The 26,572-nt window shown below is 64.2% G+C and carries 30 protein-coding genes; 20 read left to right on the top strand and 10 right to left on the bottom strand.

Annotated features, from left to right (window positions below):
- Window position 1 precedes the first annotated feature (1 nt).
- From BMX92_RS02165 to flgB, 7 genes are all read right to left on the bottom strand, one after another.
- Window positions 2–685: a flagellar basal body L-ring protein FlgH gene (locus tag BMX92_RS02165; protein WP_093011346.1), complete on the bottom strand. Its 684-nt coding sequence runs from the start codon at window positions 683–685 to the stop codon at window positions 2–4.
- A gap of 8 nt (window positions 686–693) precedes the next feature.
- Window positions 694–1,482, bottom strand: a complete 789-nt coding sequence (gene flgG, locus BMX92_RS02160; protein ID WP_093011343.1) for a flagellar basal-body rod protein FlgG — start codon at window positions 1,480–1,482, stop codon at window positions 694–696.
- A gap of 80 nt (window positions 1,483–1,562) precedes the next feature.
- Window positions 1,563–2,306, bottom strand: coding sequence for a flagellar basal body rod protein FlgF (locus tag BMX92_RS02155; protein ID WP_093011049.1), 744 nt, complete (start codon window positions 2,304–2,306; stop codon window positions 1,563–1,565).
- 29 nt (window positions 2,307–2,335) lie between these two features.
- Window positions 2,336–3,172, bottom strand: coding sequence for a flagellar hook-basal body complex protein (locus BMX92_RS02150; protein ID WP_093011046.1), 837 nt, complete (start codon window positions 3,170–3,172; stop codon window positions 2,336–2,338).
- Between the two features lie 42 nt (window positions 3,173–3,214).
- Complete coding sequence (locus tag BMX92_RS02145) at window positions 3,215–3,874, bottom strand: flagellar hook assembly protein FlgD (RefSeq protein WP_093011043.1); 660 nt, start codon at window positions 3,872–3,874, stop codon at window positions 3,215–3,217.
- Entirely contained in the window at window positions 3,871–4,281 is a 411-nt protein-coding gene (gene flgC, locus BMX92_RS02140; RefSeq protein ID WP_093011040.1) for a flagellar basal body rod protein FlgC, read from the bottom strand. The genes BMX92_RS02145 and flgC overlap by 4 nt, the downstream gene beginning before the upstream one ends.
- 2 nt (window positions 4,282–4,283) lie before the next feature.
- Window positions 4,284–4,652 carry a flagellar basal body rod protein FlgB gene (flgB, locus tag BMX92_RS02135; protein WP_093011340.1) on the bottom strand — a complete coding sequence of 123 codons (369 nt, stop codon included), beginning with the start codon at window positions 4,650–4,652 and terminating at the stop codon, window positions 4,284–4,286.
- Window positions 4,653–4,907: 255 nt separating this feature from the next.
- Between flgB and BMX92_RS02130 the strand changes: the two genes are divergently transcribed.
- From BMX92_RS02130 to BMX92_RS02095, 8 genes are all read left to right on the top strand, one after another.
- Window positions 4,908–5,576 carry a MotA/TolQ/ExbB proton channel family protein gene (locus BMX92_RS02130; RefSeq protein WP_093011037.1) on the top strand — a complete coding sequence of 223 codons (669 nt, stop codon included), beginning with the start codon at window positions 4,908–4,910 and terminating at the stop codon, window positions 5,574–5,576.
- Window positions 5,573–6,070, top strand: coding sequence for a flagellar motor protein MotB (locus BMX92_RS02125; RefSeq protein WP_093011034.1), 498 nt, complete (start codon window positions 5,573–5,575; stop codon window positions 6,068–6,070). Before BMX92_RS02130 ends, BMX92_RS02125 begins: the two co-directional genes overlap by 4 nt.
- 65 nt (window positions 6,071–6,135) lie before the next feature.
- Entirely contained in the window at window positions 6,136–6,702 is a 567-nt protein-coding gene (locus tag BMX92_RS02120) for a flagella basal body P-ring formation protein FlgA (protein ID WP_093011031.1), read from the top strand.
- A 46-nt stretch (window positions 6,703–6,748) separates the two neighbouring features.
- Entirely contained in the window at window positions 6,749–7,027 is a 279-nt protein-coding gene (gene flgM, locus BMX92_RS02115) for a flagellar biosynthesis anti-sigma factor FlgM (protein ID WP_093011028.1), read from the top strand.
- 12 nt (window positions 7,028–7,039) lie between these two features.
- Complete coding sequence (locus BMX92_RS02110; protein ID WP_093011025.1) at window positions 7,040–7,348, top strand: hypothetical protein; 309 nt, start codon at window positions 7,040–7,042, stop codon at window positions 7,346–7,348.
- A 144-nt stretch (window positions 7,349–7,492) separates the two neighbouring features.
- Window positions 7,493–8,311, top strand: a complete 819-nt coding sequence (locus tag BMX92_RS02105) for a flagellar biosynthesis protein FlgJ (protein WP_093011022.1) — start codon at window positions 7,493–7,495, stop codon at window positions 8,309–8,311.
- Between the two features lie 8 nt (window positions 8,312–8,319).
- The gene (gene flhA, locus BMX92_RS02100; protein WP_093011019.1) at window positions 8,320–10,440 is read left to right on the top strand and encodes a flagellar biosynthesis protein FlhA; all 2,121 of its coding nucleotides are present in this window, start codon (window positions 8,320–8,322) and stop codon (window positions 10,438–10,440) included.
- Between the two features lie 14 nt (window positions 10,441–10,454).
- Window positions 10,455–11,186, top strand: coding sequence for a sigma-70 family RNA polymerase sigma factor (locus BMX92_RS02095; protein WP_093011016.1), 732 nt, complete (start codon window positions 10,455–10,457; stop codon window positions 11,184–11,186).
- A gap of 296 nt (window positions 11,187–11,482) precedes the next feature.
- On the opposite strand, the gene mdoH is transcribed toward BMX92_RS02095, so the two are convergent.
- From mdoH to BMX92_RS02080, 3 genes are all read right to left on the bottom strand, one after another.
- On the bottom strand, window positions 11,483–13,369 hold the full coding sequence (gene mdoH, locus BMX92_RS02090; protein WP_093011013.1) for a glucans biosynthesis glucosyltransferase MdoH: 1,887 nt from the start codon (window positions 13,367–13,369) through the stop codon (window positions 11,483–11,485).
- A 65-nt stretch (window positions 13,370–13,434) separates the two neighbouring features.
- Window positions 13,435–14,922, bottom strand: a complete 1,488-nt coding sequence (locus BMX92_RS02085; RefSeq protein ID WP_093011338.1) for a glucan biosynthesis protein — start codon at window positions 14,920–14,922, stop codon at window positions 13,435–13,437.
- Between the two features lie 214 nt (window positions 14,923–15,136).
- Window positions 15,137–15,943, bottom strand: coding sequence for a flagellin N-terminal helical domain-containing protein (locus BMX92_RS02080; protein WP_093011010.1), 807 nt, complete (start codon window positions 15,941–15,943; stop codon window positions 15,137–15,139).
- Here BMX92_RS02080 and BMX92_RS27635 point away from each other — a divergent pair.
- The 12 genes from BMX92_RS27635 to fliN all read left to right on the top strand — a co-directional run bounded on the left by BMX92_RS27635 (window position 15,861) and on the right by fliN (window position 26,531).
- A complete protein-coding gene (locus BMX92_RS27635; protein ID WP_218145727.1) occupies window positions 15,861–16,163 on the top strand; it encodes a hypothetical protein in 303 nt (100 codons plus the stop codon). The two genes, BMX92_RS02080 and BMX92_RS27635, sit on opposite strands and share 83 nt — an antisense overlap.
- Window positions 16,164–16,256: 93 nt before the next feature.
- Window positions 16,257–17,561, top strand: coding sequence for a sigma-54 interaction domain-containing protein (locus tag BMX92_RS02075; protein ID WP_093011007.1), 1,305 nt, complete (start codon window positions 16,257–16,259; stop codon window positions 17,559–17,561).
- 14 nt (window positions 17,562–17,575) lie between these two features.
- On the top strand, window positions 17,576–17,935 hold the full coding sequence (gene fliE / locus BMX92_RS02070) for a flagellar hook-basal body complex protein FliE (RefSeq protein WP_093011004.1): 360 nt from the start codon (window positions 17,576–17,578) through the stop codon (window positions 17,933–17,935).
- Between the two features lie 3 nt (window positions 17,936–17,938).
- Window positions 17,939–19,708: a flagellar basal-body MS-ring/collar protein FliF gene (gene fliF, locus BMX92_RS02065; RefSeq protein WP_093011001.1), complete on the top strand. Its 1,770-nt coding sequence runs from the start codon at window positions 17,939–17,941 to the stop codon at window positions 19,706–19,708.
- Window positions 19,701–20,717 carry a flagellar motor switch protein FliG gene (fliG, locus tag BMX92_RS02060; RefSeq protein ID WP_093010998.1) on the top strand — a complete coding sequence of 339 codons (1,017 nt, stop codon included), beginning with the start codon at window positions 19,701–19,703 and terminating at the stop codon, window positions 20,715–20,717. Before fliF ends, fliG begins: the two co-directional genes overlap by 8 nt.
- Window positions 20,710–21,369, top strand: coding sequence for a FliH/SctL family protein (locus tag BMX92_RS02055; RefSeq protein WP_093010995.1), 660 nt, complete (start codon window positions 20,710–20,712; stop codon window positions 21,367–21,369). Before fliG ends, BMX92_RS02055 begins: the two co-directional genes overlap by 8 nt.
- On the top strand, window positions 21,366–22,694 hold the full coding sequence (locus tag BMX92_RS02050) for a FliI/YscN family ATPase (protein ID WP_093010992.1): 1,329 nt from the start codon (window positions 21,366–21,368) through the stop codon (window positions 22,692–22,694). The genes BMX92_RS02055 and BMX92_RS02050 overlap by 4 nt, the downstream gene beginning before the upstream one ends.
- The gene (locus tag BMX92_RS02045) at window positions 22,691–23,122 is read left to right on the top strand and encodes a hypothetical protein (RefSeq protein WP_093010989.1); all 432 of its coding nucleotides are present in this window, start codon (window positions 22,691–22,693) and stop codon (window positions 23,120–23,122) included. The genes BMX92_RS02050 and BMX92_RS02045 overlap by 4 nt, the downstream gene beginning before the upstream one ends.
- The gene (locus BMX92_RS02040; RefSeq protein ID WP_093010986.1) at window positions 23,119–24,510 is read left to right on the top strand and encodes a hypothetical protein; all 1,392 of its coding nucleotides are present in this window, start codon (window positions 23,119–23,121) and stop codon (window positions 24,508–24,510) included. The genes BMX92_RS02045 and BMX92_RS02040 overlap by 4 nt, the downstream gene beginning before the upstream one ends.
- Before the next feature lie 27 nt (window positions 24,511–24,537).
- The gene (gene fliL, locus BMX92_RS02035) at window positions 24,538–25,203 is read left to right on the top strand and encodes a flagellar basal body-associated FliL family protein (RefSeq protein ID WP_093010983.1); all 666 of its coding nucleotides are present in this window, start codon (window positions 24,538–24,540) and stop codon (window positions 25,201–25,203) included.
- Window positions 25,204–25,314: 111 nt separating this feature from the next.
- Window positions 25,315–26,199 (top strand): flagellar motor switch protein FliM, encoded by an 885-nt coding sequence (locus tag BMX92_RS02030; RefSeq protein WP_093010979.1) that lies wholly within the window; start codon window positions 25,315–25,317, stop codon window positions 26,197–26,199.
- Window positions 26,196–26,531 carry a flagellar motor switch protein FliN gene (gene fliN / locus BMX92_RS02025; protein WP_093010976.1) on the top strand — a complete coding sequence of 112 codons (336 nt, stop codon included), beginning with the start codon at window positions 26,196–26,198 and terminating at the stop codon, window positions 26,529–26,531. The genes BMX92_RS02030 and fliN overlap by 4 nt, the downstream gene beginning before the upstream one ends.
- Window positions 26,532–26,572 lie beyond the last annotated feature (41 nt).

Raw genomic sequence — 26,572 nt, 5'->3', positions numbered from 1 at the left:
ATCAGAAGGGGCTGATCGCCGAGAAGAAGCGCTGGAGCCAGCCCTGACGGCTGGCATTGGCGATCTCGCCCTTGCCCTTGTAGATGATCTTGGCGTCGGCGACGCGGGTGGAGGCGATGCGATTGTCCGGGCTGATATCAGCCTGACGGACGAGGCCGCTGATCTGGATATATTCGTCGCCGCGATTGAGCGTCAGCGCCTTTTCGCCACGCACCAGCATGGTGCCATTGGGATAGACCTGCGCGATCGTCACGGTGATCTCGCCGGTCAGCGCGTTGGACTGGGTCGCGGCGCCCTTGCCGGCGAAGGTGTTGGCGCCGCCCATCGACACGTCGCTGGCCGAAAACAGCTTCGACATGATGCCGGTTGTCGGCGGGGTCAGGCCCACCGATCCGCTGCGATTGGTGTCGGCGCTGTTGCTCTTGGTTGCCTGCGTCCGTTCGACCAGGATGATGGTGATGATGTCACCCACGCTGGTCGCGCGCGCGCCGCTGGTCAGCGGGGTATAGCCGACCGACGTCTGGAAGATCGATCCATTGGCCGACGGCGCGGCGGGCTGCGCGACGACGGTCGGCGCATAAAGTTCGCGCTCGATGTCGCGCTTCTTCTGCTTGGCGGCTTCGACAGGCGAGGCGGCAAGCGCGATGAGCGACACGGCGGCGATGAGGGCGAGGGAGAGACGCATCAATCCGATCACATATTCTGGTTGGCGTATTGCAGCATTTCGTCGGTCGCCTTGATCATCTTGCTGTTGACCTCGTAGGCGCGCTGGGTTTCGATCATGTCGACCAGCTCCTCGACGATGTTGACGTTGGACGTTTCCAGATTGCCCGACCGGATCAGGCCGCGCCCTTCAAGGCCGGCGGTGCCGACCTGCGGCGTGCCGCTGGCGGCGGTTTCGACCAGCAGGTTGCCACCGACCGACTGAAGCCCGGCCGGGTTCATGAAGCTCGCCAGTTCGATCTGGCCCAGCTGGGACGCTTCGCTTTCGCCTTGCAAGGTGGCAGATACGGTGCCGTCATTGCCCACGGTCACGGCGGTCGCGCCCTGCGGCACGGTGATTTGCGGAATGAGTTGCAGGCCGTCGCTGGTGACGACGGTGCCCTCGGCGGTCACGCTGAAATTGCCGGCGCGGGTATAGGCTATGGTCCCGTCGGCCTGCTGCACCTGGAAATAGCCCGATCCCTCGATCGCCATGTCCAGCGCATTGCCGGTCTCCTGCAAGGTGCCCTGCGTGTTCATCTTGCTGGTGCCCTGCAAAGTCACGCCCGATCCCAGGTTCAGGCCGGTGGCGAATTTGTTCTGGCTGTCGGAGTTGGCGCCGGCCTGCACGATCTGCTGATAGGCCAGCGTCTCGAAATCGGCCCGGTCCTTCTTGAACCCGGTCGTGTTGACGTTCGCCAGATTGTTGGCGATCACGCGCATCTTCGTGTTCTGCGCGTCAAGGCCGGTGCGGGCGACATGAAGGGCGGCGTTGGTCATCATTCAATCTCCGTGCGGCGTCCCTAGGGATGCTTATGCGTCAGACACAGCAAGATGCGTGCCAATATTAACCATCTGCCTCAGCTGTCGAGGCGCATCAGCGAAGCGCCGCCATCGTCCAGCTGCTTGGCGGTATCGATCATCTTGATCTGCGTTTCCCACGCCCGGCTCGCTTCGATCATCTGGACCAGCGCCTGGGTGGAATTGACGTTCGATCCTTCGATCGATCCCGCTGTCACGGTGGCGAGCGGATCGCCGGGCAAAGCGCCGCCATTCACTTCGCGGAACAGGCCATCCGTGCCCTTGGCGATGCTGGAGCCGGCGGCATTGACCAGTTTCAGCTTGTCGACCTGCTGCGGATTGGCGGGATCACCGCCAAGCGGCACGCCCCAGATGCTGCCGTCCGCCGCGATCGACACGCTGTCCATCTGCGGCAGGGTGATGGGACCGCCTTCGCCCAGCACGGGCAGGCCGTCTCCGGTGGTCAACAGCCCGCTTTCGGATACTTTAAGGTCACCGCGGCGTGTATAGGCTTCACTGCCGTCCGCGGCCTGAACGGCGAGCAAGGCGTCGCCATTCAGGGCCACGTCCAGCGGATTGCCGGTTTCGGTGACCGCCCCCTGCGCCATGTCGGCGGCGATCACCTGTTCCGAAGCCTGCGCCCGGGTATCGAACGTGTCGCCCTTGATCCAGCGCGTCTCGGCATTGGCGATTTCGGCGCGAAAGCCGACGGTATTGGCGTTGGCGAGATTGTTCGAAATCGACGCCTGCCGCGCCATCGCGCCGCGCATTGCCGTAAGTGCCGTATTGACGAGCCGGTCCATGGGCTGACTATCCTATCCCGTGGCTATGCTTAGGTGCGCAGGTTGACGATAGTCGTTGTCAGCGTGTTCGCTGCCTCGATCGCCTTGCTGTTCGCCTGGAAATTGCGCTGGGCAGAGATCAGCGCCACCAGTTCCTCGGTGATGTCGACGTTGGAATGTTCCAGTGACCCCGAGCTGATCGCGCCATACATGCCCTGATTGGCGGTGCCCAAAATGGGGGTGCCGCTGTCAGCGGTCGAACTCCAATGGGCGTCGCCCTCCTGCCGCAGGCCTTCCTGATTGTTGAAGGATGCCATGGCGACCTGACCCAGATAGACGGTGCTGCCGTCGGCATAGACGGCCGAAACCAGACCATCCTTGCCCACGCCGACGCTGGTCAGCTGTGCGCCGGTTTCCTCGCCCTTGTAGGTGGTGGGGATCTGGAGGTCGACCAGGTCAGCCGTCGAACTGGCGGTCGTGGTCTGCGCGCCGGTGTCGGCATCGACCGCGAAAACCTGAATGCGCGATCCGGTGGTGTCGACCACATAGCGATCGTCGTCCACCGCCATCGCGCCGTTGCGGGTATAGCTGATGGTGCCATCCTCACCCTTGACGGTGAAATAGCCTTCGCCGGTGATCGCCAGATCCAGCGTCTTGTCGGTGGTTTCGATCGTGCCCTGGGTGAATTGCTGGTTCACGCCCTGCACCCGAACGCCCTGACCGGCGGTCTTGTTGGTGGTCTGCATCGGCGCGGCCGCGAAGATGTCGCCGAAGGCAACCGTGCTCTTCTTGAAGCCGGTCGACCCGACGTTGGCGACGTTGTTGGAGATGGCGGAAAGGTCGGTCTGCGCGGCCTTGAGGCCCGATAGCGAGGTGTAGAAGGACATGGCGTTGCTCCTTGGGTGAAAAGGATATGTGGGTAGTGAAAATTACATCAGGCTGATCGCGTCGGACGGGCTGTAGCTGCCGAGCGCGGTGATGAGTTTGGAGGAGGAACCGTCGGCGGGTGACTGGACGGCGGCGATCGTGGCCCAGGTCGCGACCTTGCTGGTCGTGCCGCCGTTGACCTTCACTTGCAGCGAGGATGTCGACGCGGTTTCGCCCGTGTCGTCCTTGCCATCCCAGTAGAAACTGACATCGCCGGCGCTCTGTGCGCCCAGATCGATCGTCTTGACGACATTGCCGTCGCCATCGACCAGATCGACGCTGACCGCGTCGCTGGCGGACGACAGGGTGATCTGCCCCGCATAATAGCCGCCGCTGTCAGGCACCGCGACATTGCTCTGGACCAGCATCGACTTGCCGATCCAGCTTGCCGCATCGCCAAGGCGCGTGCCGGTGAGTTCCGACGCCAGCGATTTGAGCGTGGAGTTCATCTCCGCGATGCCGCTCGAATTGGTGATGGTCGCCATCTGCGACACCATTTCGCTATTGTCGACCGGCTCGAACGGGTCCTGATATTGCATCTGCGCGGTCAGCAGCGTCAGGAAATCGGACTGGCCCATTTCCGACTTGCCGGTGCCGGTCGTCGCGGTGGGATTATAGACCGAAAGGCCCGCGCTGTCGGTGACGGTGGAGGTCGTCGTCATTTGCCGATCCTTATGGTTTCCAGCATCAGGGATTTGGCGGTGTTGAGCACCTGCACGTTATTCTGGTACATGCGGGCGGTCTCGATCATGTCGACCATCTCCGCATTGCTATCGACGGCGGATTCCCAGACATCGCCATTGGCGTCGGCCAGCGGATGGTTGGGATCGTGCCGCTTGGTCGGCTCCGCGCTGCTGGTCACGACATTCTTGACCTTTACGGTCGAAACGCCGGGGCTGTCGGTCACGGATTCGAACACGGGTTTGATCGCGCGATAGGCTTCCGCCGCGCTGCCGGTGACATTGCCGGCATTGGCCATGTTGGAAGCGGTGGTGTTCAGACGCACGAGCTGCGCGCTCATGGCGCGCCCGGCAATGTCGAAAATGTTCATGGGGCTTGAGCCGCTCATGCTCATTCTCCCTTCAGCGCGCGGTTGATGGTGTTGATACGGCCCTCCAGAAAGGACAGGGTGGTGCGATATTTGACCGCATTTTCGGCGAACAAAGTCTGTTCGGTGCTCAGTTCGACGGTGTTGCCGTCCAGGCTGGGTTGCAGCGGCACGCGATAGCCCATGGCATCGTCTACGGCCTGCGATACGTCGGTGGCCGACTTGCCGGTCTGGCTGGTCGCTTCCTTTAGCGCCGCCTCGAAATCGATGTCGCGGGCCTTGTAATTGGGCGTGGAGGCGTTGGCGATGTTCGACGCGAGCAGGGACAGGCGCTGCGAACGAAGCGCCAGCGCCTTTCCATGTATCCCGAACAGATTGTCTTCGACCGACATGCTCATCTTTGCCCTAAAGGTTTTGATCCCCCCGCCGTTCTGAAGCCTGATGGCGTCTCCTGCGGGTGATCCAGCCTGATATCAGCAAGAGCCGTGCCATTTTGCGTGGGTGACGCAGGATGGTGCTGAAATCTCCCGGAAACAGGGGGCTTGCAGGGAGAGGCGGCAAGGGCGGCAATTTTTTGCCGGTCGGCGGCAGGGCGTTGCCGCCGGGCGACGAGACGACAGAAGAGACGGCAAGGGACCAGGGCTTTCATGATAGCGATTTTCGGCCATTTGTTCGATCCGCTGACCTTGCTGGCCATGCTGGCAGGGATCGCGCTGGTGGCCCTGTTCCAAAATGGCGCCGGGTCGATGGGTCGGGCCCTATCGGCATTGCGGCCGCTATTTACCGCCGATCCCTCTCGGGATCGCGATGCGGCGCGGGCCGCAATGCTGAAGATCGATCAGGTGGCGCAGTTGCGGGGCCTGTCCTGCACCGACCGGGTGAAGACTGCCAGTCCCTTCCTGACCGAAGCCGCGCGTAAGCTCGCCAATTGCGACCGTACCGACATGTTCGAGCTTTGGGTGGTCCAGACCCTGGCCGACCGGACGCAGCGCCATGGCGCCGTGCACAAGGTCTGGCTGTCTATCGCCGACGCTGCGCCCGCGCTGGGCATGGCCGGTACGATCGTCGGGCTGGTCGGCATGTTTGCCGCGATGGACGATCCTGCCGCGCTTGGGCCGTCCATGGCGCTGGCCCTTCTCACCACCTTCTATGGCGTGGTCATCGCCAATATCATCGCCGCGCCGATTGCCGCCCGCCTTGCCGACCTGTCCGAACGGGAACTGGCCTGGCAGCGGGAAGCGGCGGACCGGATGCTGGCGATCGCACGGCGGGAAAACGCCCCGCTGCGCCGCGCATCCATCCGGGAGGTCGCATGATCGCTCCTTCCGCCGCGATCGGTCGGCGCAATCGCTGGGCGGTGAGTTTCGCCGACCTGCTGTTGCTGCTGCTCGCCTTCTTCGTGCTGCTTCAGGCTAGCGGATCGCGTCGTGACGCCATGCTGGCGCAGGTCAGCCAGCAATTTGGCGGCCGGGCCATGGCGCAGGGCGTGGAACTGCCCGCTGCCCAACTCTTCGCACCGGGTGAGGCATTGTTGACGCAGGCGGGCAGGGCGCGTCTATCCGCCGTAGCGCGCCGTTTCGACAGGGATGCCGGTGGCGTGGAAATTCGCAGTCATGGCACCGATCCGTCGCGTCAGCGCTTCGACGAATGGGATCTGGCCGCCGCCCGTCTGGGTGCCGTCGCAAGGGCGCTGCGGGCGGATGGCATCGCGCAGGGACGACTGTCGATTCGCGGCCTGGATCAGGCCGATGGCAAGAGCGGGCAGGGGCAGGTGATCCGCATCGCACCGGCGCCGTTGAAAGCCAACTGACCCCGGTTGGCACGGATATTGCTGAAATCACGGGATAGACTGTCCGCCTCATCAGGAGACAAGCCGTGTTTCGAGTATCGTCCATCCTTCTCGCCGCCGCCGCGCTGACGAACGTCCAGCCCGCAGCGGCGCAGCAGAAATTCGAGAATCTCGACCGTATCGACAGCCTGGTGGCGATGACCGTGGGCGCCAATCTGGGCGAACCGGGCGGCCCCGCTGCGCCGGTCGATCGCCGGTTGCGGCTGGCGGCCTGTCCGGCGACGCCGACCGTCGAAGGCCCGATATTCGGCGCGGCGATGGTGCAATGTGCGGCGCTGGGCTGGCGTATCCGCGTACCGCTGGTGGCGGGCGCGTCGGCCGCCGCTTCGGGTCCGTTGCCGGGCCATGCGGCCGCCAATCGCTTTACCCGCGCTGCGCCGGTTGCGCCGAAGGACAATGTCGTGCGCAAGGGCGATCCCGTCCAACTCTTGGCCGGAAATTCGGCTTTCAGCGTCTCGCGGATGATGGTCGCCGACGAAGATGGCGCCATGGGCGAGACGATCCGGGTGCGCGAAGACAAGAAAAGTGCGCCGATTTTCGCCCAAGTCGTGGAAATGGGGGTTGTGCGCATTCCGGGATTTAATAGTTTTTGAACTTGTCCGTTATAGGGTCTGAGGGACGAGTGAAGGATTTTACCCAATGATCAACTCTGTGGGCCAGAGCATCAGCAGCGCGATCGGCGCGACCAGCCTGCGAGAAGGTGGCAAGACCCGCGCGTCCACGGCTACCGGATCGACGACGGCTGCTTCCGCGTCGGCTTCGGCCAGTCCTGCTGCACGCATGGCCGCCGAAGGCGCGCCGGTCGACATGGACCGTATCGCCGCGATCAAGTCCGCCATCGCTTCGGGCAACTACCCGGTCGATGCCAATGCCATTGCCGATCGCATGGTCGAACTCGACCTGCCATCCGCCGCATAAGGAATAGCCATAATGCCGCTCGGTCTTGCTGCGCTGGATGATCTGTTCGATGCGTTCGAGGATCTCCGCGATGTTCTGGGCAGCAGCGATGCGGTGGCCATCGAAACCGCCAGCAATCGCGTCAGCCACGCGGCTTCCGCTGTGAGGGCGATCGGCGCCTGGCGATCCGAACCGGCTGTGGTCGAGCGGCTGAGCGCGATGATGCCGCTGCTGGAAAGCGCGCGGATACGAGTCAGCCTGCTGGCTGATCATAGCAGCCAGCGTCTGTCGATCCTGGCGGCGCATGGTGCGCGGGCGGCTCCCTTGACCTACGGCCGCTGAAAATTTCTTTGGTTAATCCTAAAGCGGCGCCTGCGGGCGCCGTTTTTCGTTGTGCTGCCTCCATTTTCTTGCGGCCGCGTTAACCAAATATTGGCACAAGCCTTGCTCTAATGTCCTCGCTAGCAAAGTGAGGATTTGGGTTCAGTGTCGGCTTTCGCAGACATATCGGCAACGTCGGGATCGACCGGCAATCGCGTGACCAACGCGATTGCGATGGCGAGCCGTCGTACCGGCGTGGACTTCAGCTATCTGCTGGGTCAGGCGAAGATCGAATCCAGCCTCAATCCCACGGCGCGCGCGGCGACATCGTCCGCCACCGGCCTTTATCAGTTCATCGATCAGAGCTGGCTCGCCGTTGTCGACAAGCATGGCGCCGAATATGGCCTGGGCTGGGCCGCTGATGCGATCAGCCGGGGCAGCAACGGCCGCTACACCGTGTCCGACCCCGAATTGCGCCAGCAGATACTGGACCTGCGCAAGCATCCTGAAACGGCCTCCGTCATGGCGGCCGAACATGCCGCCGACAACAAGGCCTATCTGGAATCGAAGCTGGGCCGCGAGGCCGAACCGGTCGATCTCTATCTCGCCCATTTTCTGGGCGTGGGCGGGGCATCCAAATTCCTGTCGGTGCATGATCGAGCGCCCGACGCCACGGCCGCATCGCTGTTCCCGGCGGCGGCGCGCGCCAACCGTTCGATCTTCTACGACAAGCAGGGCAATGCCCGCAGCTTCTCCGAAATTCGCGATCGCTTCGCTGCCAAGCTCCAGAGGAGTTCGGACAGCCTTGGCGGTCCCACCCAATATGCCGACACATCTTTGCCCAGCGGGGCGAAGACGGTGCAGCCCGCCGATTATGTGCGGATCGAAACCCAGCGCCTGAGCGAGCAGCCTGACATCATGGTCAAGCCGCAACCGCAGACGGCGCGTCTCGCCTATCTCATGCTTGCCACCCTCGGAAGGTAACGGCCAGAATGTCCCCTGCCCAAGTCAAAGCGAAAATCTGGATGAGCGCCGTCAAGGGCGCCGTGCTGCCGTTCGCGACATTGATGGTCGTTGTGTTCATGATGGTGCCGGTGCCGGCGGTCATGCTGGATATCGGTTTCATCACCAATATCATGATCAGCCTTGCCGTGCTGATGGTAGCGCTGAATGCCGCCAAGCCGCTCGACTTTTCCAGCTTCCCGACGGTGCTGTTGTTCGCGACCCTGCTGCGGCTGGCGCTGAACGTCGCGTCGACCCGCGTCGTGCTGGTGCAGGGGCATGAGGGCGCGGATGCGGCAGGTCAGGTGATCGAGGCCTTTGGTCACTTCCTGATCGGCGGCGACTATGTCGTCGGTATCTTCGTCTTCGCGATCCTGATGATCATCAACCTGGTGGTCATCACCAAGGGCGCGGGCCGCGTGTCCGAAGTGTCGGCGCGCTTCACCCTGGACGCCTTGCCCGGCAAGCAGATGGCGATCGACGCCGATCTCAATGCCGGCCTGATGACGCCCGAAGAAGCCAAGATCCGCCGTCAGGAAGTCGCGACCGAGGCGGACTTCTACGGCTCGATGGACGGCGCCAGCAAGTTCGTGAAGGGGGATGCGGTCGCGGGCATCCTGATTCTGGTGATCAACATCATCGGCGGCATCATCCTGGGCGTGGTCAGCCATGGGCTGGCGATCGGTGAAGCGGCCCAGACCTATATCATTCTGGCGATCGGCGACGCGCTGGTGGCGCAGATTCCTGCGCTGCTGCTGTCGATTGCAGCGGCCTCCATCGTCACCCGCGTCAAGAGCGAAGGCGACCTGTCCGGTCAGATCGCCGGCCAGTTCGGCACGGGCAAGGCGTGGATTCCGGTTGCCGCCATTCTGGGCTTTCTGGGCGTCCTGCCGGGCATGCCGCACATGATCATCCTGCCGGCCGCGGCGGTTGCGGGCGGCATCGCCTGGCAATTGCGTGCCGCCAAGCAGAAGAAGGCTGCCGAACCGGCGCCTCTGCCGCCCGCGCCCAACCCGGCGCTGATCGAGTGGGACGATGTGTCGGACGGCGCCGTGCTGGGACTGGAGATCGGTTATGGCCTGATCGGGCTGGTGGATGAGCGCAAGGGCGCGCCGCTGATGGCCCGGATCACCGGTATTCGTCGCCAGCTGTCCAAGGAACTGGGCTTTGTCGTGCCGATGGTCCGCGTGAAGGATAATCTGGCGCTGGAGCCCAACCAGTATCGCATCACCATTGCCGGTGTCGTGGTGGGTGAAGATGAAATCTGGCCCGACGATCTGCTCGCGCTCGACAGTGGCGCGCTGGAGGGCACGGTGCAGGGCCGCGCGGCGAAAGATCCGACCTTCGGGCTGGACGCGGTGTGGATTTCGCAGGCCAAGCGCAGCGAAGCCGTGGTGGCTGGCTATACGGTGGTCGATCCGCCGACGGTGGTCGCCACGCACCTCAACCAGCTGATCGCGATGAACGCGGCCGAAATGTTCGGCCTGGACGAAGCCCGCAAGCTGCTCGACAATCTGAAGGACGCCGCGCCGCAGCTGGTGGAAGGGCTGACGCCCGGCCTGCTGAGCCTGACGCAGATCAGCGGGCTTTGCCGTGCACTGCTGTCCGAAGGCATTGCGCTCAAGGACTTCCGCCGCATTTGCGAGGCGATGGTCGATGGAGCCCGCCCGGACATGACGCCGGAGCAACTTGTCGAAGCGGTGCGTCAGCGCATTGGCGCGCTCATCATTCAGGGCCTGGTCCCGGTGAAGATGCCGCTGCCGGTCATCACGCTGGACGGCGATCTGGAAGCGATGCTGGCGCAGGCCATGCGGGTTGCGGGCGATGCCAAGCATCCGATCGAACCCAGCCTTGCCAACCGCATCGTCGAATCGGTGGTGCATGCCGCCCGGCCGATGCTGGGGCAGGCCCGCAATTTCGCCATCGTCACCTCGCCGGTCGCGCGCCGGGCGCTGGCCCGCCTGTTCAAGCCGCATTTGCCCGAAACGCCGGTGCTGTCCTTCCTGGAAATCCCCGACGGTAAGGGAGTGGAAGTGGTTGCGGTGGTAGGAAGCGAATCCCGACCTGCGCCGCGCCATGACCCGCTGCCGCAGCGCGAACGAGTGGCCTGAGGAAAGGCTGAGCCATGTATATGAACAAGATCACGGTTGGCGCCCATACCTATGCCAAGCCCGGCGCAAACAGCCCGGAACGGCTGGCCCGGCAATATATGCCGCTGGTGCGCAAGATCGCCTGGCACGTCCATGGTCGCGTATCGAGCGCGATCGAAGTCGAAGACCTGCTCCAGATCGGCATGGTCGCGCTGGTCGAGGCCGCCAACAGCTTTGAGGATCGCGGGCTGGGCTTTGCCGCCTATGCGCAGTTGCGCGTGCGCGGCGCGATGATCGATCATCTGCGCAGGCAGGCGACCTTGTGCCGGTCCGCCATGACCAGGCGCAAGCAACTGGGCAAGGTGCGGAACGCGCTGGAGCAGAAGCTCGGCCGCCTGCCGACCGAGGCGGAAATGTCGGTGGAGATGGGGCTGGAGCCCGCTGCCTATCGCGAGGTCGCCGACAGTGTCGAGATGGTGCAGCATACCAGCATGGACGAAGTCTATTCGGACCAGTCCATGTGGTTCGCCGATGTCGAGGATCGCGCCGACGATGTGATGGAGCGCGAATCGCTGAAGAAGGCGCTGGCCGCCTGTATCGGCGAATTGCCCCAGCGCGAGGCGATGGTGCTGCAACTCTATTTCGTCGAGGAACTGAATCTGGAGGAAATCGGCCACACGCTGGATATCGGCGCGGCGCGGGTCTGCCAGATCAAGAAGGCTGCGCTCGACAAGCTGCGGGAAAAGCTGCGCGACTGGAACGATTGATCGTCTGGAATGTCGTTCGTTAAATTGGAAGCGCCCAGTCTCCGTTCGTCCTGAGCCTGTCGAAGGACGTTGCGCGCGTCCTTCGACAGGCTCAGGACGAACGGATTTTGTTTAGAGCACCCGGCTCTAGCCGCTGGTCGTCAATAGGATATTCGTCGCTTAACTTCGCATATTTCCCGTAAGTTTCGACATTTTCGGACAAATGTTGGAAATTTAATGTCGAGGGGAAGGTGAGCGTCAGCCGGCATTTGCAATGTAGTGGAGGGGCGGCTGGTAGGACAGCGATGGCCTGTCCCTCATTCGTCGTTGGCAGGCAGGCGGCTTGAGCGTCGACCGGCGCTCGTGGGCCAGCGGAAGCGCAGCGGGCGATAGCCCTGTGTCCGCCACCACGGATCGGCAACCTGAAACAGGCCGCTTTCTTCCGCCTTGCGCCCCAGATCCTTTCGCGCGGTGATCGCCGCAAGCACGGGCGCGGCGAACAGGCCCACGACCACCGGCAGGGTCCAGCCCAATGCGCCGGCCCGGATCGCCAGCAAGGTCAGGCCAACACCCAGCAGCAGATGCCATTTGAACAGCCAGATCGCGCTGGTGATGGCCATGCCGTCGCGGTCGCGGGTCTGGCCGTTCCAGCTGCTCTTGCGGCCCATCAGGATGCCGAACAGGTTGATAGTCTGGGTCAGCATCGCGACCGGGGCCATCAGGATAGACAGCAGCACGTCGGCGATCACGCCGCGCGTCATGCGCGCCGCGCCGCCAAAGCCGATGCGGCGCGCCGGGTCCGCCATGGCCCAGAGGATCGACAGGATTTTCGGCCCGAACAGCAGCACGGCCGTCACCGCCAGCAGCCCGCCCGACGGCAGGATGGCGGCGGGTGGCCAGAAGCCGCTGGCCGCGCCGCCCAGCACCACCAATATCAGCGCCAGCCACATGGGCGAGGTGCAATAGGCGCTGGCGCCCACCAGCAACTGGAAACGGCTGACCGGATGCAGGCCGGCGATCTTCACCAGCAAGGGAACATGCTGGATATTGCCCTGGCACCAGCGGCGATCGCGGGTGAAGACGTCAGGCATGGAAGGCGGAAATTCCTCGAAACTGTCTTCGGCCGTCACCATATGCACATCCCATCCGCGACGACGCAGCAGCGCCGCCTCCAGCATGTCATGGCTCATGATATGGCCGCCAAAGGGCGCGCGGCCGGGCAGTTCGGGCAGGCCGCAACTCTGGGCAAAAGCGCGCACGCGCACGATGGCGTTATGGCCCCAGAACATGCCTTCGGACCCGGCCCACCAGATCATGCCGGCGGCGGAGATCGGGCCGAACAGGCGGCTGGCAAATTGCTGCCAGCGGGCGAAGAGGGTGGCTGCGCCCATCACGGTGGGGACGGTCTGGATCAGGCCGACATGGGGATGCCGCTCCATATCGGCGGCAAGGCGGGCCATGGTCTGGCCGCTCATCACGCTGTCGGCGTCCAGCACGACCATATAGTCGTAGCCGCCGCCGAAACGCTGCACCCATTCGGCGATATTGCCCGGCTTGCGCCCGATATTGAGCGCGCGGCGACGATAATGGACGGGGCGGGAGAAAGAGCCGCGCATTTCCAGATAGGCGCCGCGTTCATGCTCGCCATTTTCCGGGTTGGAGTCGGACAGGATGAAAAATTCGAACCGTTCGCCGCCCATCACCTGCGCCAGAGAGCGCTCCATGATCGACAGGCGGCCCAGCACGCCCAGAAAATCCTCGTTACAGACCGGAAGGAGGATGGCAGTCTTGCCGCGCAGCGGTTCGGATGCGCGCAGCGGACGGGGCGTGACGCTGCGGCCCTTGCCGACGGTCAGTAGCAGGAAGCCAATGGTGGCGGTCGCAAAGCCGAAGGCGATCCAGGCGAAGAGGGAAATGAAGAGGGTGAGATAGACGCCCTCCAGCGGATCGATGCCATCGAGGCCGATCGACCGGCGCATTTCATGCGCGGCCATCGCGGCGGGGATCAGCGCCAGCAGGACGACCAGCAGGCGCCGTGCCCACAGGTCGATATTGAAGCGCCGCCGTGCGACCGGCGGCGGGGCGGTGGAGAAATCCTGCTCCGGCATGGCGAGCGGGCTTTCGGGCGGAACCCGTTCGAAGGCCCGTTTCAATGGCTCATCTTCGCCACCCGGCCCCGCCGGCCGTGCGCTTCCCTGTTCCATGCTGATCAGACCCGCTTGCTACTATCCCAAGGCGTCAGAACCCCTCTTTGGCCAGAGGGTTCCCTTCACGCGCCGAGCGCATAATGCACATATTCGCTGAATGCACGATTGCCGCGGCGCAATTGCAGGCGAATATCGGCCGTTTTCCCCTGATTTCGCGCTATGTCGAGCACCACGCGGAACAGCCGGTCCTGACCCAGCACCGGATAACCGGCCTGTTTGAGGAGCATGCCGCCGCTGACATCGGCCCAGATATCCGGTTTGCCGTCGCCCGACACGCCCGCGAAATCGATCACCAGCCGGTCGGCGTCAGGCTTGTCGCCGCGCCCGCGCCAGACATTTTCGACAATGGCGAGGCTGGAGGAGGCAGGGGCACGCGCCGCCGTCCAGTCGAGCCGGTAGCCGACATCGATCCGGGCGCCGGGTCGGGGCGTGGCCTCGGGGGTCCAGTAGCCGGCGACATTGTCGGTATATTCGCTGTCCGTGGGGAAGGCGTAAAGCCGCACCTGTCCGGCGCCCAGCGGGTTGGTCGGCGTCGCCCAAAGCGAAGGGCGACGGTCGTAGAAGACGCCATCATCCTGATAATGATCGAAATTGCGGTCGCGTTGCAGCAGGCCGAACCCCTTGGGACTGACTTCCTTGAAGGCGCTGAAATGCGGGGCGGACGGATTGACGATGGGGCGGGCGTGCACATTGCCGTCGGCGCTGGCGATGGACAGCAGATCGCTGTCATGGATTTCCGGCCGCCAGTCCGTGCCCTGCGTGCGATTGGCCTGATCATACCAGAACATGCTGGTCATCGGCATCAGCCCCAGTTCCTCGATCGGTCGGCGCGGGAAGAGGGCGGCGGTGACATCCTGCCGCACACCATCCGGTCCCAGGCTGCTGACGAAGCGATAGGCGCCGGTGATCGATGCGCCGTCCATCAGGGCATAGACGGTGACGTTGCTGGCGCCGGTGCGTTCCAGCCAGAAATGGGTGAAGCGGGGAAATTCTTCTTTGCCCGGCAGGCTGGTGTTGATGGCGATGGCGCGGGCGGACAGGCCGAACTGTTTCTGCGGGCTGGGCGCGCGGAAATAGCTGGAGCCAAGGAAGGACAGCCAGTCGCCGTCCCGCTTTGCATTCATGATGCGGAAGCCGGCAAAGCCAGCATCCGGCCCCAGCGCGGCGACGGCATTGCCGGCAGGCGCATCGAACATGGTCGGGTCATAGCGGAGCGGCGTGGCGCGGCCCTTCTCCACGATCGCGATCGAAACCGGTTGCGCGGCATTGGCCGACAAGGGGAAGAAGCGGATGCCGGTGTCGCCGGGCAAATCGCCCCACAAGGTGCGATCGTCGCGGAAGCGCGCGCCATGCAGCGCGTCATAGTCCACCTTCGCCGCGCCGGGATGGAGCGGCGTCTCCCGATAGGGCGCGCGCGCTTGCCCCTGCGCCAGCGCGACCAGCTTTTCCCAGGAGAAGGCGGTCGCCTTCGTCTGGGCCAAGAGCATGTCGGGGAAGAGGAGGGCTGCGCCGGTGGCGGCGATCATCGCGCGCCGGTCTATCTGGGTCATGGACGTCATCATGGACGGCGTGAACGGTCGAGCCAAGCCTTGTATCCATGGAGGCGCAAAGAAGCCTCCGCCCGGGGGGACGGAGGCTTCGATATAGTTGGTCGTTCGATCGAAGGTGTGAACCCCCGGCGCGGTGGGGACTGTTGATGCGCCGGGGGTCACATTGGCGGACTGTCAGGTGACCATGACCTCAGCCCGCCAATCTCGTTGGGGCTTAGCCGATCAGCTTCAGCACGCCCTGCTGGCTCTGGTTGGCCTGGGCCAGCATCGCGGTCGACGCCTGGCTCAGGATCTGCTGCTTGGCCAAGGCGGTCGTTTCGGCCGAGAAGTCGGCGTCTTCGATGCGGCTCTTGGCGTCCGTCAGGTTGGTGATGTTGTTGGTCAGGTTGTTGACCGTCGATTCGAGGCGGTTCTGCACCGCACCGAGATCGGCCCGCGACGTGGCGATCGATTTCAGCGCATCGTCGAAGGTGGTCAGGTCGGCGTCGGTCGGCGCGGAAGCGTCAACGGCCAGTGCGCCGGCCATGCCGGTCAGCACGTCGGTCAGTTCGATGTCGACCTTGTCGGTGGCGTTGGCGCCGGCCTGGATCGAGATGGTCTGGTCCGAAGCGAACAGCTTGGTGCCGTTGAATTCCGTGTTGGTCAGCGTGTCGGTGATCTGCGTCTGGAGCTGGGCAACTTCCGCCTGGATGTTTGCCTTGGCGTCGTCGTCGTTGGTGCCGTTCAGCGACTGGACGGTCAGTTCACGCATACGCTGCAACATGTTGCTGACTTCGCCGAGCGCGCCTTCCGCCGTTTGCGCCAGCGAAATGCCGTCATTGGCGTTGCGGACGCCCTGGGTCATGCCCTTGATCTGGGCGGTCATGCTCGAAGCGATGGCGAGGCCGGCGGCATCGTCCTTGGCGCTGTTGATGCGCTTGCCGGTCGACAGACGTTCCATGGCGGTGCTGAGAGCCTTGGTAGCCGAAGACGAAGCATTGGCCGAGCGCAGCGCCGCAGTGTTGGTTCCGATAACAGTCATGATATTCCCTTTCCGTTCATCAGGTCGCTGTCATCAGACGCTTGCGGCCTCGAAAGGGGATAACGGCGGGGTGCCGCAGGCTTTTAGCGCCGGCCATCATTTTTTCGAAAAATACCCTATCGCCAGCCTCTTACGCGCGCGCGTAAAACAGAAGCCGGGCAATTTGCCGGTTCCGGCGGAAAAAAATTGCCGGTCTGCGGCAGGCGGCAACCGGCATTAACCATCTGATAACCACATCGGCGGTAAATATTAACCATCGAAGGGGACTGGGGCGTACGGGGGTACAAGCCGGCCAAAATGTGGGGTTTTGTTCATGTCATCACTTGACGTGAGCCGTGGCGTCTGCGCGCTCGTTCCCGGGTTGCAGCACTGGCTCGAGAATGCGCTTTATGCGGTACGGATCGTGGATGCCGCCAGCCCGCGAGAAAAGGATAGTCGTCGGGTTTTACTGGCAACCGAGATTGGTGATGCCACCCATCGCGACATATTGATCAACCTGATCGACGGTGCGCCGTCTCTGGTTGCCGCTGCTAACGGCCTGCCTGCGCGCGTCGCTTTTGGCATCGCGGACATGGGCTTTGCCTTTGCCCTGATTGCTGAACTCGCGCGTCCCGTTTCGGTTCCCGCGATCGGCGACAGCAGCAGCGCGCGTCTGATGACGCTGGCTGGCCGGGTCGCCCGCAGCGATGCGACGGTCCTGATCCAGGGCGACACCGGCACCGGCAAGGAAGGCATGGCGCGCTTCCTGCACGCCCAGTCGGGTCGCAACGGGCATGACTTCATTGCCGTCAACTGCGCAGCGCTGCCCGAAACCATGATGGAAGCAATGCTGTTCGGCCACAAGAAGGGCAGCTTCACCGGCGCTTCCAATGCATCGGAAGGCCTGTTTCAGGCGGCGGACGGCGGCACGCTGCTGCTCGACGAAATCGCCGAACTGCCGCTGGCGCTCCAGGCCAAGCTGCTGCGCGCCTTGCAGGAAGGCGAAGTTCTTCCCGTCGGGGCGACTCATCCGGTGCCGGTCAATGTGCGCGTTATTGCCGCCTGCAACCGCAACCTGGCCGAGGAAGTCGCCGCTGGCCGCTTCCGCGAAGATCTCTACTGGCGTCTGAACGTCATGCCGCTGGAACTGCGTCCGCTGGCCGAGCGCCGTGGCGACATCAGCGCCATTGCCGCCGCCATGCTGCTGCGCTTGCAGGATATGGGCAAGGGTGGGTTCGTCTGGCCGACCGCCGCCGCGCTCGACAAGATGAGCGCGCATGGCTGGCCGGGCAACGCCCGCGAACTGGGCAATGTGCTTCAGCGCGCTCTGGTGCTGCGTGACGGCGACCGGATCGAGGGGGGCGACCTGCATCTGGGGTCGGCCCCGCAGATCGCGGTGCTGCCGGTTCAGGCATCGTCGCAACCGATCGTGCAGCCGATCGTCGCGCCGGTCGAACTGGTCATTCCGGCCGAGCCGATCCGCCTGCGCGATGTGGCGCGCCACTCCAAGCTGGAGGCGATCCGCATCGCCCTGCGCGAAACCGACGGCCATCGCGCCGCCGCCGCCCGCAAGCTGGGCATTTCCGAACGCACGCTGCGCTATCGGCTCGCCGAGATGCGCGAGCTGGCTGCGGCTTGAGGGGAAGATAGGGCATGACCGGAATTTCTCCCACCGACAGCGTGATGGCGATCCGCAACGCCATCCTGCAAAAAAATGCCGCCCTGCGTGATGTTTCCTCGACCGGCAATGTCGGCGGGGCGACGGGCGCGGGCGCCACGCAGGGCACGCAGCCCGGTGGTTTCACCGAAGCGCTCAACAGCGCGCTCAATCAAGTCAACGGCCTGCAAAATCAGGCCGGCGAAGCCGCCGCTGCGTTCGAGCGCGGGGAAACCACGGATATCGCCGCCGTCATGCTGGCCAAGCAACAGGCGTCGGTCAGTTTCGAGGCGACCCTGCAAGTCCGCAATAAACTCCTGTCCGCCTATAAGGACATTATGAGCATGCCGGTCTAAACCATGAGCGAGAACGCACTCAGCACCAATGTCGGCGCCGCAGCGCCTGCTCTGCCCGCCGGTTCCTCCTTCGGGGGCGGGGCCAAGGGCTTCGACGCGCTCAAGGCGCGCTTCACCGGCTTCATCAAGCAGCCCGCCGTGGCGAAGAGCCTGCCGCTGCTGGGCCTGCTCGGCACCGTCGCGGTTGCCGGCATGGCCTGGATGGCGCTGCGCGAACCGCCGCAGCGCGATCTGTTCCGTGCCCTGCCGGATGCCGACAAGTCGGCCGTCGCGCAGGTGCTGGACCAGAGCGGCATCAAGTACGACTTCGACAGCAGCGGCGCGATGACCGTGGGCGAAGGCGATTATTTCAAGGCGAAGATGATGCTCGCCGCGCAGGGCCTGCCCAAGAGCGCGCCCGACGGCAACAGCATGATCGACAGCCTGCCGATGGGGGCCAGCCGCGCGGTCGAGAATGAAAAGCTGCGTTCGGCCCGCGAAACGGACCTTGCCCGCACGATCGAGGCCATCGACAGCGTCGAAACCGCCAAGGTGCATCTGGCCGTGGAAGCGCCCAGCGTGTTCCTGCGCGACCGGACCAAGCCGTCGGCATCAGTGATGCTGCGCCTGTCGCAGGGCCGGACGCTGACCGATGCGCAGGTGAGCGCGATCGTCCACCTCGTCGCCTCGTCCATTCCGGAACTCAATCCGGAGGATATTTCGGTGGTCGACCAGAATGGCCGGCTGCTCAGCAATAATGACGGCAATGCCGCCGACGACCGCCAACTCGCCATTCAGGGCAAGATGGAGGATCGCTATCGCCAGTCCGTGATCGCGCTGCTGACGCCGATTTTGGGCGACGGCAATTTCTCCACCGAAGTCCATGCCGAACTGAATTTCGCCGAGCGTCAAGCCACCCGCGAAACCTATCCGCAGGATGAAGCCCGGCTGCGCACCGAACAGGGCACCTGGGCATCGGACCCGCGCGGTCAGGGCACGGGTGAAGCCAGCGGCATTCCCGGCGCGATCAGCAATCAGGCGCCGGTCAACCCCACTGTCACCCAGACCAATCCCAATGGTCAGGCGGTGCAGCAGGGGCAGACGGCGCAGCAGCAGCCTGGCACGCCGCCCAATCCGCTGATGAAGACCGAAGAAACCTTCAACCGCAGCTTCGAACTGGGCCGGGAAGTGTCCGTGACCAAGGATGCGATCGGCACCGTCAAGCGCCTGTCGGTTGCCGTGGCGCTCGACAATGGCGCGGATGGCAAGCCGCGCTCGGCACAGGAAATCGCCGCTCTGGAAGCATTGGTGAAGGGCGCCGTCGGTTTCGACCAGACGCGCGGCGACGTGGTGGCGCTCTCCTCTCGCAGCTTCGTCAAGCCGCAGGAAGCGGTCGCCCCCTGGTATGAAGCGGACTGGATGTCGCCGCTGGTGCGCAATGTGTCTGCGCTGCTGGTCGTCCTGCTGCTGGTCTTCGGCATTGGCCGCCCGCTGCTCAAGCGCCGCGCTGCGCCGCAAGTGCCTGCTGCGCTGACGGACGCCGCTGCCGGGGCGAGTGGCGCCAATGGCGAGCGCATCGGCCTGGAGATTTCGGGCGAACTGAACAAGCAGGCGGCCGTGCCAGCGCCCGCCGATCCTGACGCCCCGGTCACGCTCGACATGATTTCTTCCACCTATGACTATGTCCAGCGCGCCGACCTGATCCGCAATTTCGTGAAACAGGACCCGGATCGTGCCGCGCTGGTCGTCCGCGACCTGCTGCGCGACGCAAAGAAGGAAAAGGAAAATGCCTGAGATCGTCCCCGGCCGTCCCGAGGCGCTCAAGGGCAGCGCCGCCGCCGCCGTCCTGCTGATGCTGTTCAACGAGGATGAGGCCGCCCAGATCCTGTCGCGACTGGAGCCGGAAGAAGTCCGCCAGCTTGGTTACGCCATGTATGACGTGCAGGATGTCGACCCCGAAGAAGTGAACGAGGCGCTCGATCATTTCGTGACCAAGGCGAAGAAGCGCACCACCATCGGCTATGGCGCGACCCGCCATATTCGCGGCGCGATGACCAAGGCATTGGGCGAGGAACGCGCCGAAACCATCCTGGCGCGCATCACGCCGCCGACCCGCTCCACCCAGCTGGAAATGCTGAAGTGGATGGATGCCAAGGAAATTGCAGTCCTGATCGAATCGGAGCATCCGCAGATCATGGCGATCGTCCTGGCGCATCTGGAGGCGCCGGTCGCCGCCGACGTGCTGCAATTGCTGCCGTCCGAATATCAGGAAGAGATCGTCTATCGCATCGCCACGCTTGGCCCGGTGTCGAATGAGGCGCTGGAGGATCTGGAGCAGTTGCTGCTGCGCGGTCCGGTCAGCAAGCAGGGCGCGGCGTCGCAGCGCGGCGGCACGGTCGAAGCGGCTGCGATCATGAACAATGTCCGCAAGGATAATGAGCAGCGGATCATGAAGGCCGTCGCCAAGCGCGACAAGATGATCGCCCAGACCATCGAAGAGGAAATGTTCGTCTTCGATAACCTGATCGACATGGATGATAAGAATCTGGGCACGCTGATGCGCACAGTCGACAGCCAGGTGCTGGTGGTGGCGCTCAAGGGCACGACCGACATGCTGAAGGGCAAGATCTTTAGCTGCATGTCCGCCCGCGCCGCGCAGGCGATTGCCGACGAGATCGAGGAACGCGGGCCGATCCGCCTGGCCGAAGTGATCGACGCGCAGAAGCTGATCATCGCCACCGCGCGTCGCATGGCCGACGCCGGCACCATCATGCTCGGCGGGAAGGGCAACGACTTTGTCTAAGATTTGGGGTGCCGAAGCGGTTCAGGATTTTGCGCCGGTTGCGGTCGCCGGTTTTCGTCCGGCGGAAAGCGGCGGTTTTCGCAGTCTCTACACCGCGCTGCCTGCGCAGCAGACCGCCACGGTCCGCGCCGCGATGGAAGCAGCGCTGGAGGAAGAAGACCCCAATGCCGGCATCGACCTGATGGAGGAGGCCCGCATGGAGGCCTTCACCCAGGGGTTTGACGAGGGATCGCGCATCACCGCGCAGGCCTGTGCCGCTGACGCTGAAACGCGCAATCGCCTGACCGAAGCGCTGGAACTGCTGGCGCCCGCGCCTAGTGGCATGCTGTCCACCATGTTGTCCGCCACCGTGGTCCGGCTGGTCGAACAGATTGTCGGCGAAGTCGAAATCGATATGGAGCGGCTGCTACAGCGCTGCGACACCGTCGCCGCCTTCATCGAGAGCAATCAGGACAAGAGCGCGTTGCATTTGCATCCCGATGATGCGGATTTGCTGAAAAATGAAGCGATCGGCGTGCCGATGATTGCGGACAAGAGCATGCAGCGTGGCTGCGTGCGGCTGGAAACCGCTGACGGCTGGGTCGAGGATGGCCCGGATGTGCGCCTGTCCCGCCTGCGCGCCTTGATGGACGACATGGAGGGTAAGGCATGATCCGCGCTGCGCTGGCGCAGGCGGAAACGCTGTTCGATCATTTGCAGGTGCAGAACCGCCAGCCGCGCCATGTGGGTCGGCTGGTCAGCCATGATGCGGGTATGCTGGAAGTCACCGGCTTCCGCCGTCCGATCGGTTCGGGTGCGCGCGTGCTGGCAAGCGACGGATCGGTCTGCCGCGCCGAAGTCGTCGGCTTTCGGGGTGATCGCACCCTGCTGGTTCCGCTGGACGCCGACGCGCCGCTGGAAAATGGCATTCGGGTCGAGCCGGACAGTCAGGCGAACATGGTGCAGGTGGGCGATGGGCTGATCGGCCGGGTGGTCGACGCCATGGGCCAGCCGCTCGACCGCAAGGGGCCGATCATCGCTGGCGGCACCTGGCCGCTCAACGGCGTGAAGGGCAATGTGCTCGATCGGGGCCGTGTTACCGAAGCCTTCGATCTGGGTGTGCGCGCGGTCAACGCGCTGCTGACCGCCGGGCGGGGCCAGCGTATCGCCATCATCGCCGGTTCGGGCGTCGGCAAGTCCGTGCTGATGGGCCAGATGATCGCGGGCGCCGAAGCGGATATCGTCGTCGTCGGCCTGATCGGCGAACGCGGTCGCGAAGTCAGCGATTTTCTGGAAACCAAGCTGAAGCACGCGATGCACAAGAGCATCGTCGTTGCCGTGCCGGCCGATCATCCGCCTGTGCTGCGCCTGCGCGCGGCCGCGCGCGCGACTGCGATTGCCGAATATTATCGCGCCCGTGGCAAGAAGGTGCTGCTGCTGATCGACAGCCTGACCCGCTGCGCCCATGCGCAGCGCGAAATCGGGCTGGCGCTGGGCGAACCGCCGGCGATGAAGGGCTATCCGCCCTCGGCGCTGGCGCTGATCCCGCGTCTGGTGGAGCGCGCCGGTGTCGATTCCCGTAGCGGCGGATCGATCACCGCGCTCTATACCGTTCTGGCCGATGGCGACGATACCGACGATCCGATCGTCGACGCCGCCCGCGCCATTGTCGACGGGCATTTCGTGCTGTCGCGCAGCCTGTCGGAACAGGCGATCTTCCCGGCGATCGATATCGGCAAGTCGCTGTCGCGCGTCATGGCCGACGTGGTGCCGGACGAACATCGTATCGCCGCCGCGGGCTATCGCCGCCTCTGGGCCGCCTATGAGGAAAATCGCGACCTGATCCTGATGGGCGCCTATCGCCCCGGCAATGATCCGGTGATCGATGAAGCGGTTCGTCGCCGTCAGGAGATACTGGACTTCATTCGGCAGGATCAGAAGAGCCGGATCGACCTTGATACCAGCGCTGCTGCGCTGATTGCCGGGTTCGGGGCATGAAGGGGCTGGTAGGACGCCGCCAGCGCGTGCTCCGCGTACGCCATGTCCAGCACGCCATGGCCGTGGCCGAAACGGCGCGTGCGCGGGACGAGGCCAATGGCATCGCCTATAATATCGAGCGCCTCGGCAAGGTCCGCAAGGAACTGTTCGAGACGGAAGGGCTGGCCAATGGCGCATCCTTCGCGGCGATGCAGGAACTGGCGACCCGGCTGGAACAGGCCGGGCGGCAGCTCGATGGCGCATTGTACGACGCGAAGAAGAAGGTGGAGGCACATGAGGGCCTGACCATCGCCGCCAATCGCGAGAAGGAAATCGCCAGTCGCCTGAAGGAACGCGCCCGCGCGGAACTGGAGGAATGGCGCGAGAACAAGCTGGCGGCGCTGCCGCGCTATCGCCGGATGCAAAGGTCGCAGGACAACGGATCATGACGTTATTGACCAGCCTGCGGGCGAAACTCTTTCCTGCCGCTGCGACGGCAGGGACCGCCAGTGCCACTGGCGCATCCACGCCGTCGCGGAGCGATTTTGCCGGGATGATGCGCAAGGCGGATGCGCGGACGACCGACGCCAGCGCGCCGTCGAAGTCATCGGCATCGACCGTCGCGAGCGAGGCAAAGCCGACGCAGGACGTGGCGGCTGCGCTGGCGTCCCGCCCCGGTGCGATCGTCGCGCCTGCCGAAGAGTTGCCGGTCGACACATCGGGAAAGCCTGTCGCTGCAAAAGAGGCGGCGGTGCCTGACATGACAGTTGCTCTGCCTGTCGAGGCAGAAGAGGATGTGGCGCAGACGAATGACGAGGCTGAGGTCGCGACGACGGATGCTGCTGCGGATGATGATGCGCAGGCGCCTGTAGCGCTCGCCCCAACGCCGCCTATCCAACCGGCGATGATGGCGAATATCCCGCAAGGGATAGCGCAATCTGCATCGCTCGTTGAAGCGGCGCAGGGTGAAACCGCGAACGCCGCGCCAGTCGCAGCACAGGCGGTGACGACGGCGCAGACGGCCGAGGCGAAGGAGCCTGCCAAGGCGGGCAAGTTCCAACCGCTGTCGCTGTTGCAGATGGTGCGCGATCATATGACCGTTCGGTCGCCGCGCGCGAAGGAAAGTGCTGCGAATGACACTGTAGAGGCGACCGCGTCAGCCGATGCCGGTGCGCCCGCTGCCCTATTGTCCAACCTGACGCAGGGCGGCACGGCTGCGCCGGTCGCACCACAAGCGACGTTGGCTCAGCCCACGGCCACCATGCCGACCGTCGACCTGTCGGCCAGCCTTGGTGCGCAGGTGGTCGATATGGGCGTATCGGGGCAGTGGATCGATGGACTGGCGCGCGACATAGCCGGGCTGTCGGCCAATGGCGCGCAGGGCCGGTTTCAGATCAACGCCGATCATCTGGGGCCGATTCAGGTCGATATCCGTCAGGGAACTAACGGCACCGCAGTCAGTCTGACGGTCGCGACCGAGTTGGCGGAACTGGCGCTGCGGCAGGATAGCGACCGGCTCAAACTGGACGCGGGCCTGTCCGCCGTGCGGATCAGCGAAGTGAAAATCGAGCGTGCGCCGCATGTCGCGGAGGCCGCGCGCGCGGATTCCACCGGCAACCAGACCTCGTCCCAACAGCAGGGGCAGGCCGCTGGCTGGCAGGGTCAGGGCCAAGGTCAAGGGATGGGGCAGTCCTCCGCCCAGTCGCATATGCAGGGCAGGGGACAATCGCGCGAAAATATCGCATCGGATCTTAAAGGAAGTGGCGACGGGGTCGTTCTTAACCATGAACAGGCCGCCGACATGTCCGGCGACTTGCCGCGCGCACGCTTTGCGTGACGGACGCTTTCCTGGGGGAACCATGCAATGAGCGATGAGCCGAAGGCCAAGAAGAAGAAGGGCGGGGGCATGAAGATGATCCTGTTGCTGGTCGTCGGTGTTGCTCTGGGCGGTGCGGGCGCGGCGGGCGGGCTTTATGCCGCTGGCTTCTTCAGCCCGAAGGCCGAAGGTCCGAAGGAAGATCCCAACAAGCCCGTGCTGGTTCTGGCTGGTGAGGATGCGCAGGCGATCGCCACAGCCCATGGCTGGGCCGGTGAAGGTGGCGGCGGTGGTGGCGAGGGCGGCGGCCATGCTGCCGGTGGCGATCATGTCGTGTCTGCGGGGTATGCGCCCGGCAAGGGCATGGACCTGCCGACCCCGGCCAATCCGTCGGCCTATCAGGCGACCTATTTCCAGCTTCAGGCGCCCTTCACGTCCAACATGTCGGACACGGACGCCTTCGCCCAGATCACCGTCGCGGTGTCGACCTATTATGACTATCGCGTGATTGCCGCGATCAAGCAGCATGAAATGCCGATCCGTAGCCAGGTGCTGATGATGCTGGCGCAGCAGCCGCAGGAAGTGCTCGACACGCCGCAGGGCAAGCAGATGCTCCAGAAGAAAATTCGCGATATCGTAAACGCGGTTCTGAAGGAAAAGACAGGCTATGGCGGCGTCGATAATGTCTATTTCACGAACTTCGTGATCCAGTAAGCCAGCCCGCAACCGGGGCCTATTAACCTGAATTTTACCATTTTCGTTATTTATGGTCCTGCCTGAACAGGGTCGGGATGTCCCCTGACCTGATGCGGGCAGGGGACCAAGATGACGGACGTAAAGGCCTACGCCTTCGGGCGCGGGGAAACGCAGGCGCCGATCATGCTGTCGGGGCTGGACCGGCTGGGCGAAAAGCTCGGCCGGCGTATTCGTGCGTTGATCGAACCGATCGCCGGCGTGCGCCCGCTGGTGACGGCGCAGGATACCCGCGTGCTCGAATTCGGGGCGTGGACGGCGGAAGTGCCCGCCTTTTGCAGCCTGTCCATCTATCGCCTGCTGCCGCTGAAGGGGCAGATGCTGCTGCGCATGGACGCGGCGATGATCTCGACCCTTGTCGACTGTTTCTATGGTGGCATCGGCAATCGCCCGCTGCCCACGCGCGGCGAATTCACGCCGACCGAAGACCGGCTGATCGCCCGGCTTGCCGACACCATCACCGCCCGGATGGTCGAAACCTGGACCGATATATTGCCGCTGGAACAGGGGCTGATCCTGCGCGAAAGCGCGGTCGGCTATGCCGCCGCTGCGCAGCCCGGCGACCAGATGGTGTTGCAGCGCTTCATCGTGTCCATCACCCGCGATCAGGAATGGCCGATCGACCTGCTGTTCCCCCTGTCCGCGCTACGCGTGATCGAGGCGCTGACCGGCACCAACATGCCGACCGACGAGGAGCATCGAGATCCCGTCTGGCAGGCGCGCATCGCTCGCCGGATGCGCGACATTCGCATGCCCGCGCGCACCGTGCTGGCGCGGCCCAATCTCTCCCTTGCCGACCTGATGGAATTGAAGGTCGGGGACGTCATTCCGGTGACCATCGGCCGATCGCTGCCGCTGATCGTCGGCAACCGCATCGTCGCGCATGGTACGATCGGCGAACAGGATGGGCGCGCCGCCTTCCAGATTGAAAAGCTTGCACAGGAACCCGATCAATGAGCGACATGAGCGAAGCCCCCCGGATGGACCGGATCGAAGACCCGGTCAGCCGGATGAACAATAATCGCCAGTTCAAGCTGCTGGCCGACATTCCGGTGCGCATGTCGGTGGAAGTCGGGTCGACGTCGCTGCGGCTGGCGGAGGTCATGGATCTGGCCGAAGGCAGCATCGTGGAACTGGACCGGCAGGCCGACGATCTGCTCGACATCATGGTCAATGGCGCGCTGATCGCCAAGGGCGAGGTCGTGACGGTCAACGGTCGCTATGGCATCCGCATCGTCGATATCGCCGCGACCGAGAATCGGCTGGCCGGCATCGAGCGGCGCGGCTGATTTTTGCGCTTGCGTTCGGGCCGGAAACGGCGGAACGCAGG

The sequence above is a fragment of the Sphingobium sp. YR768 genome (genome assembly GCF_900111125.1).
GTDB lineage: Bacteria > Pseudomonadota > Alphaproteobacteria > Sphingomonadales > Sphingomonadaceae > Sphingobium.
Note: the sequence above shows the minus strand (reverse complement) of the source record. Positions and strands in the feature narration are given on the sequence as shown.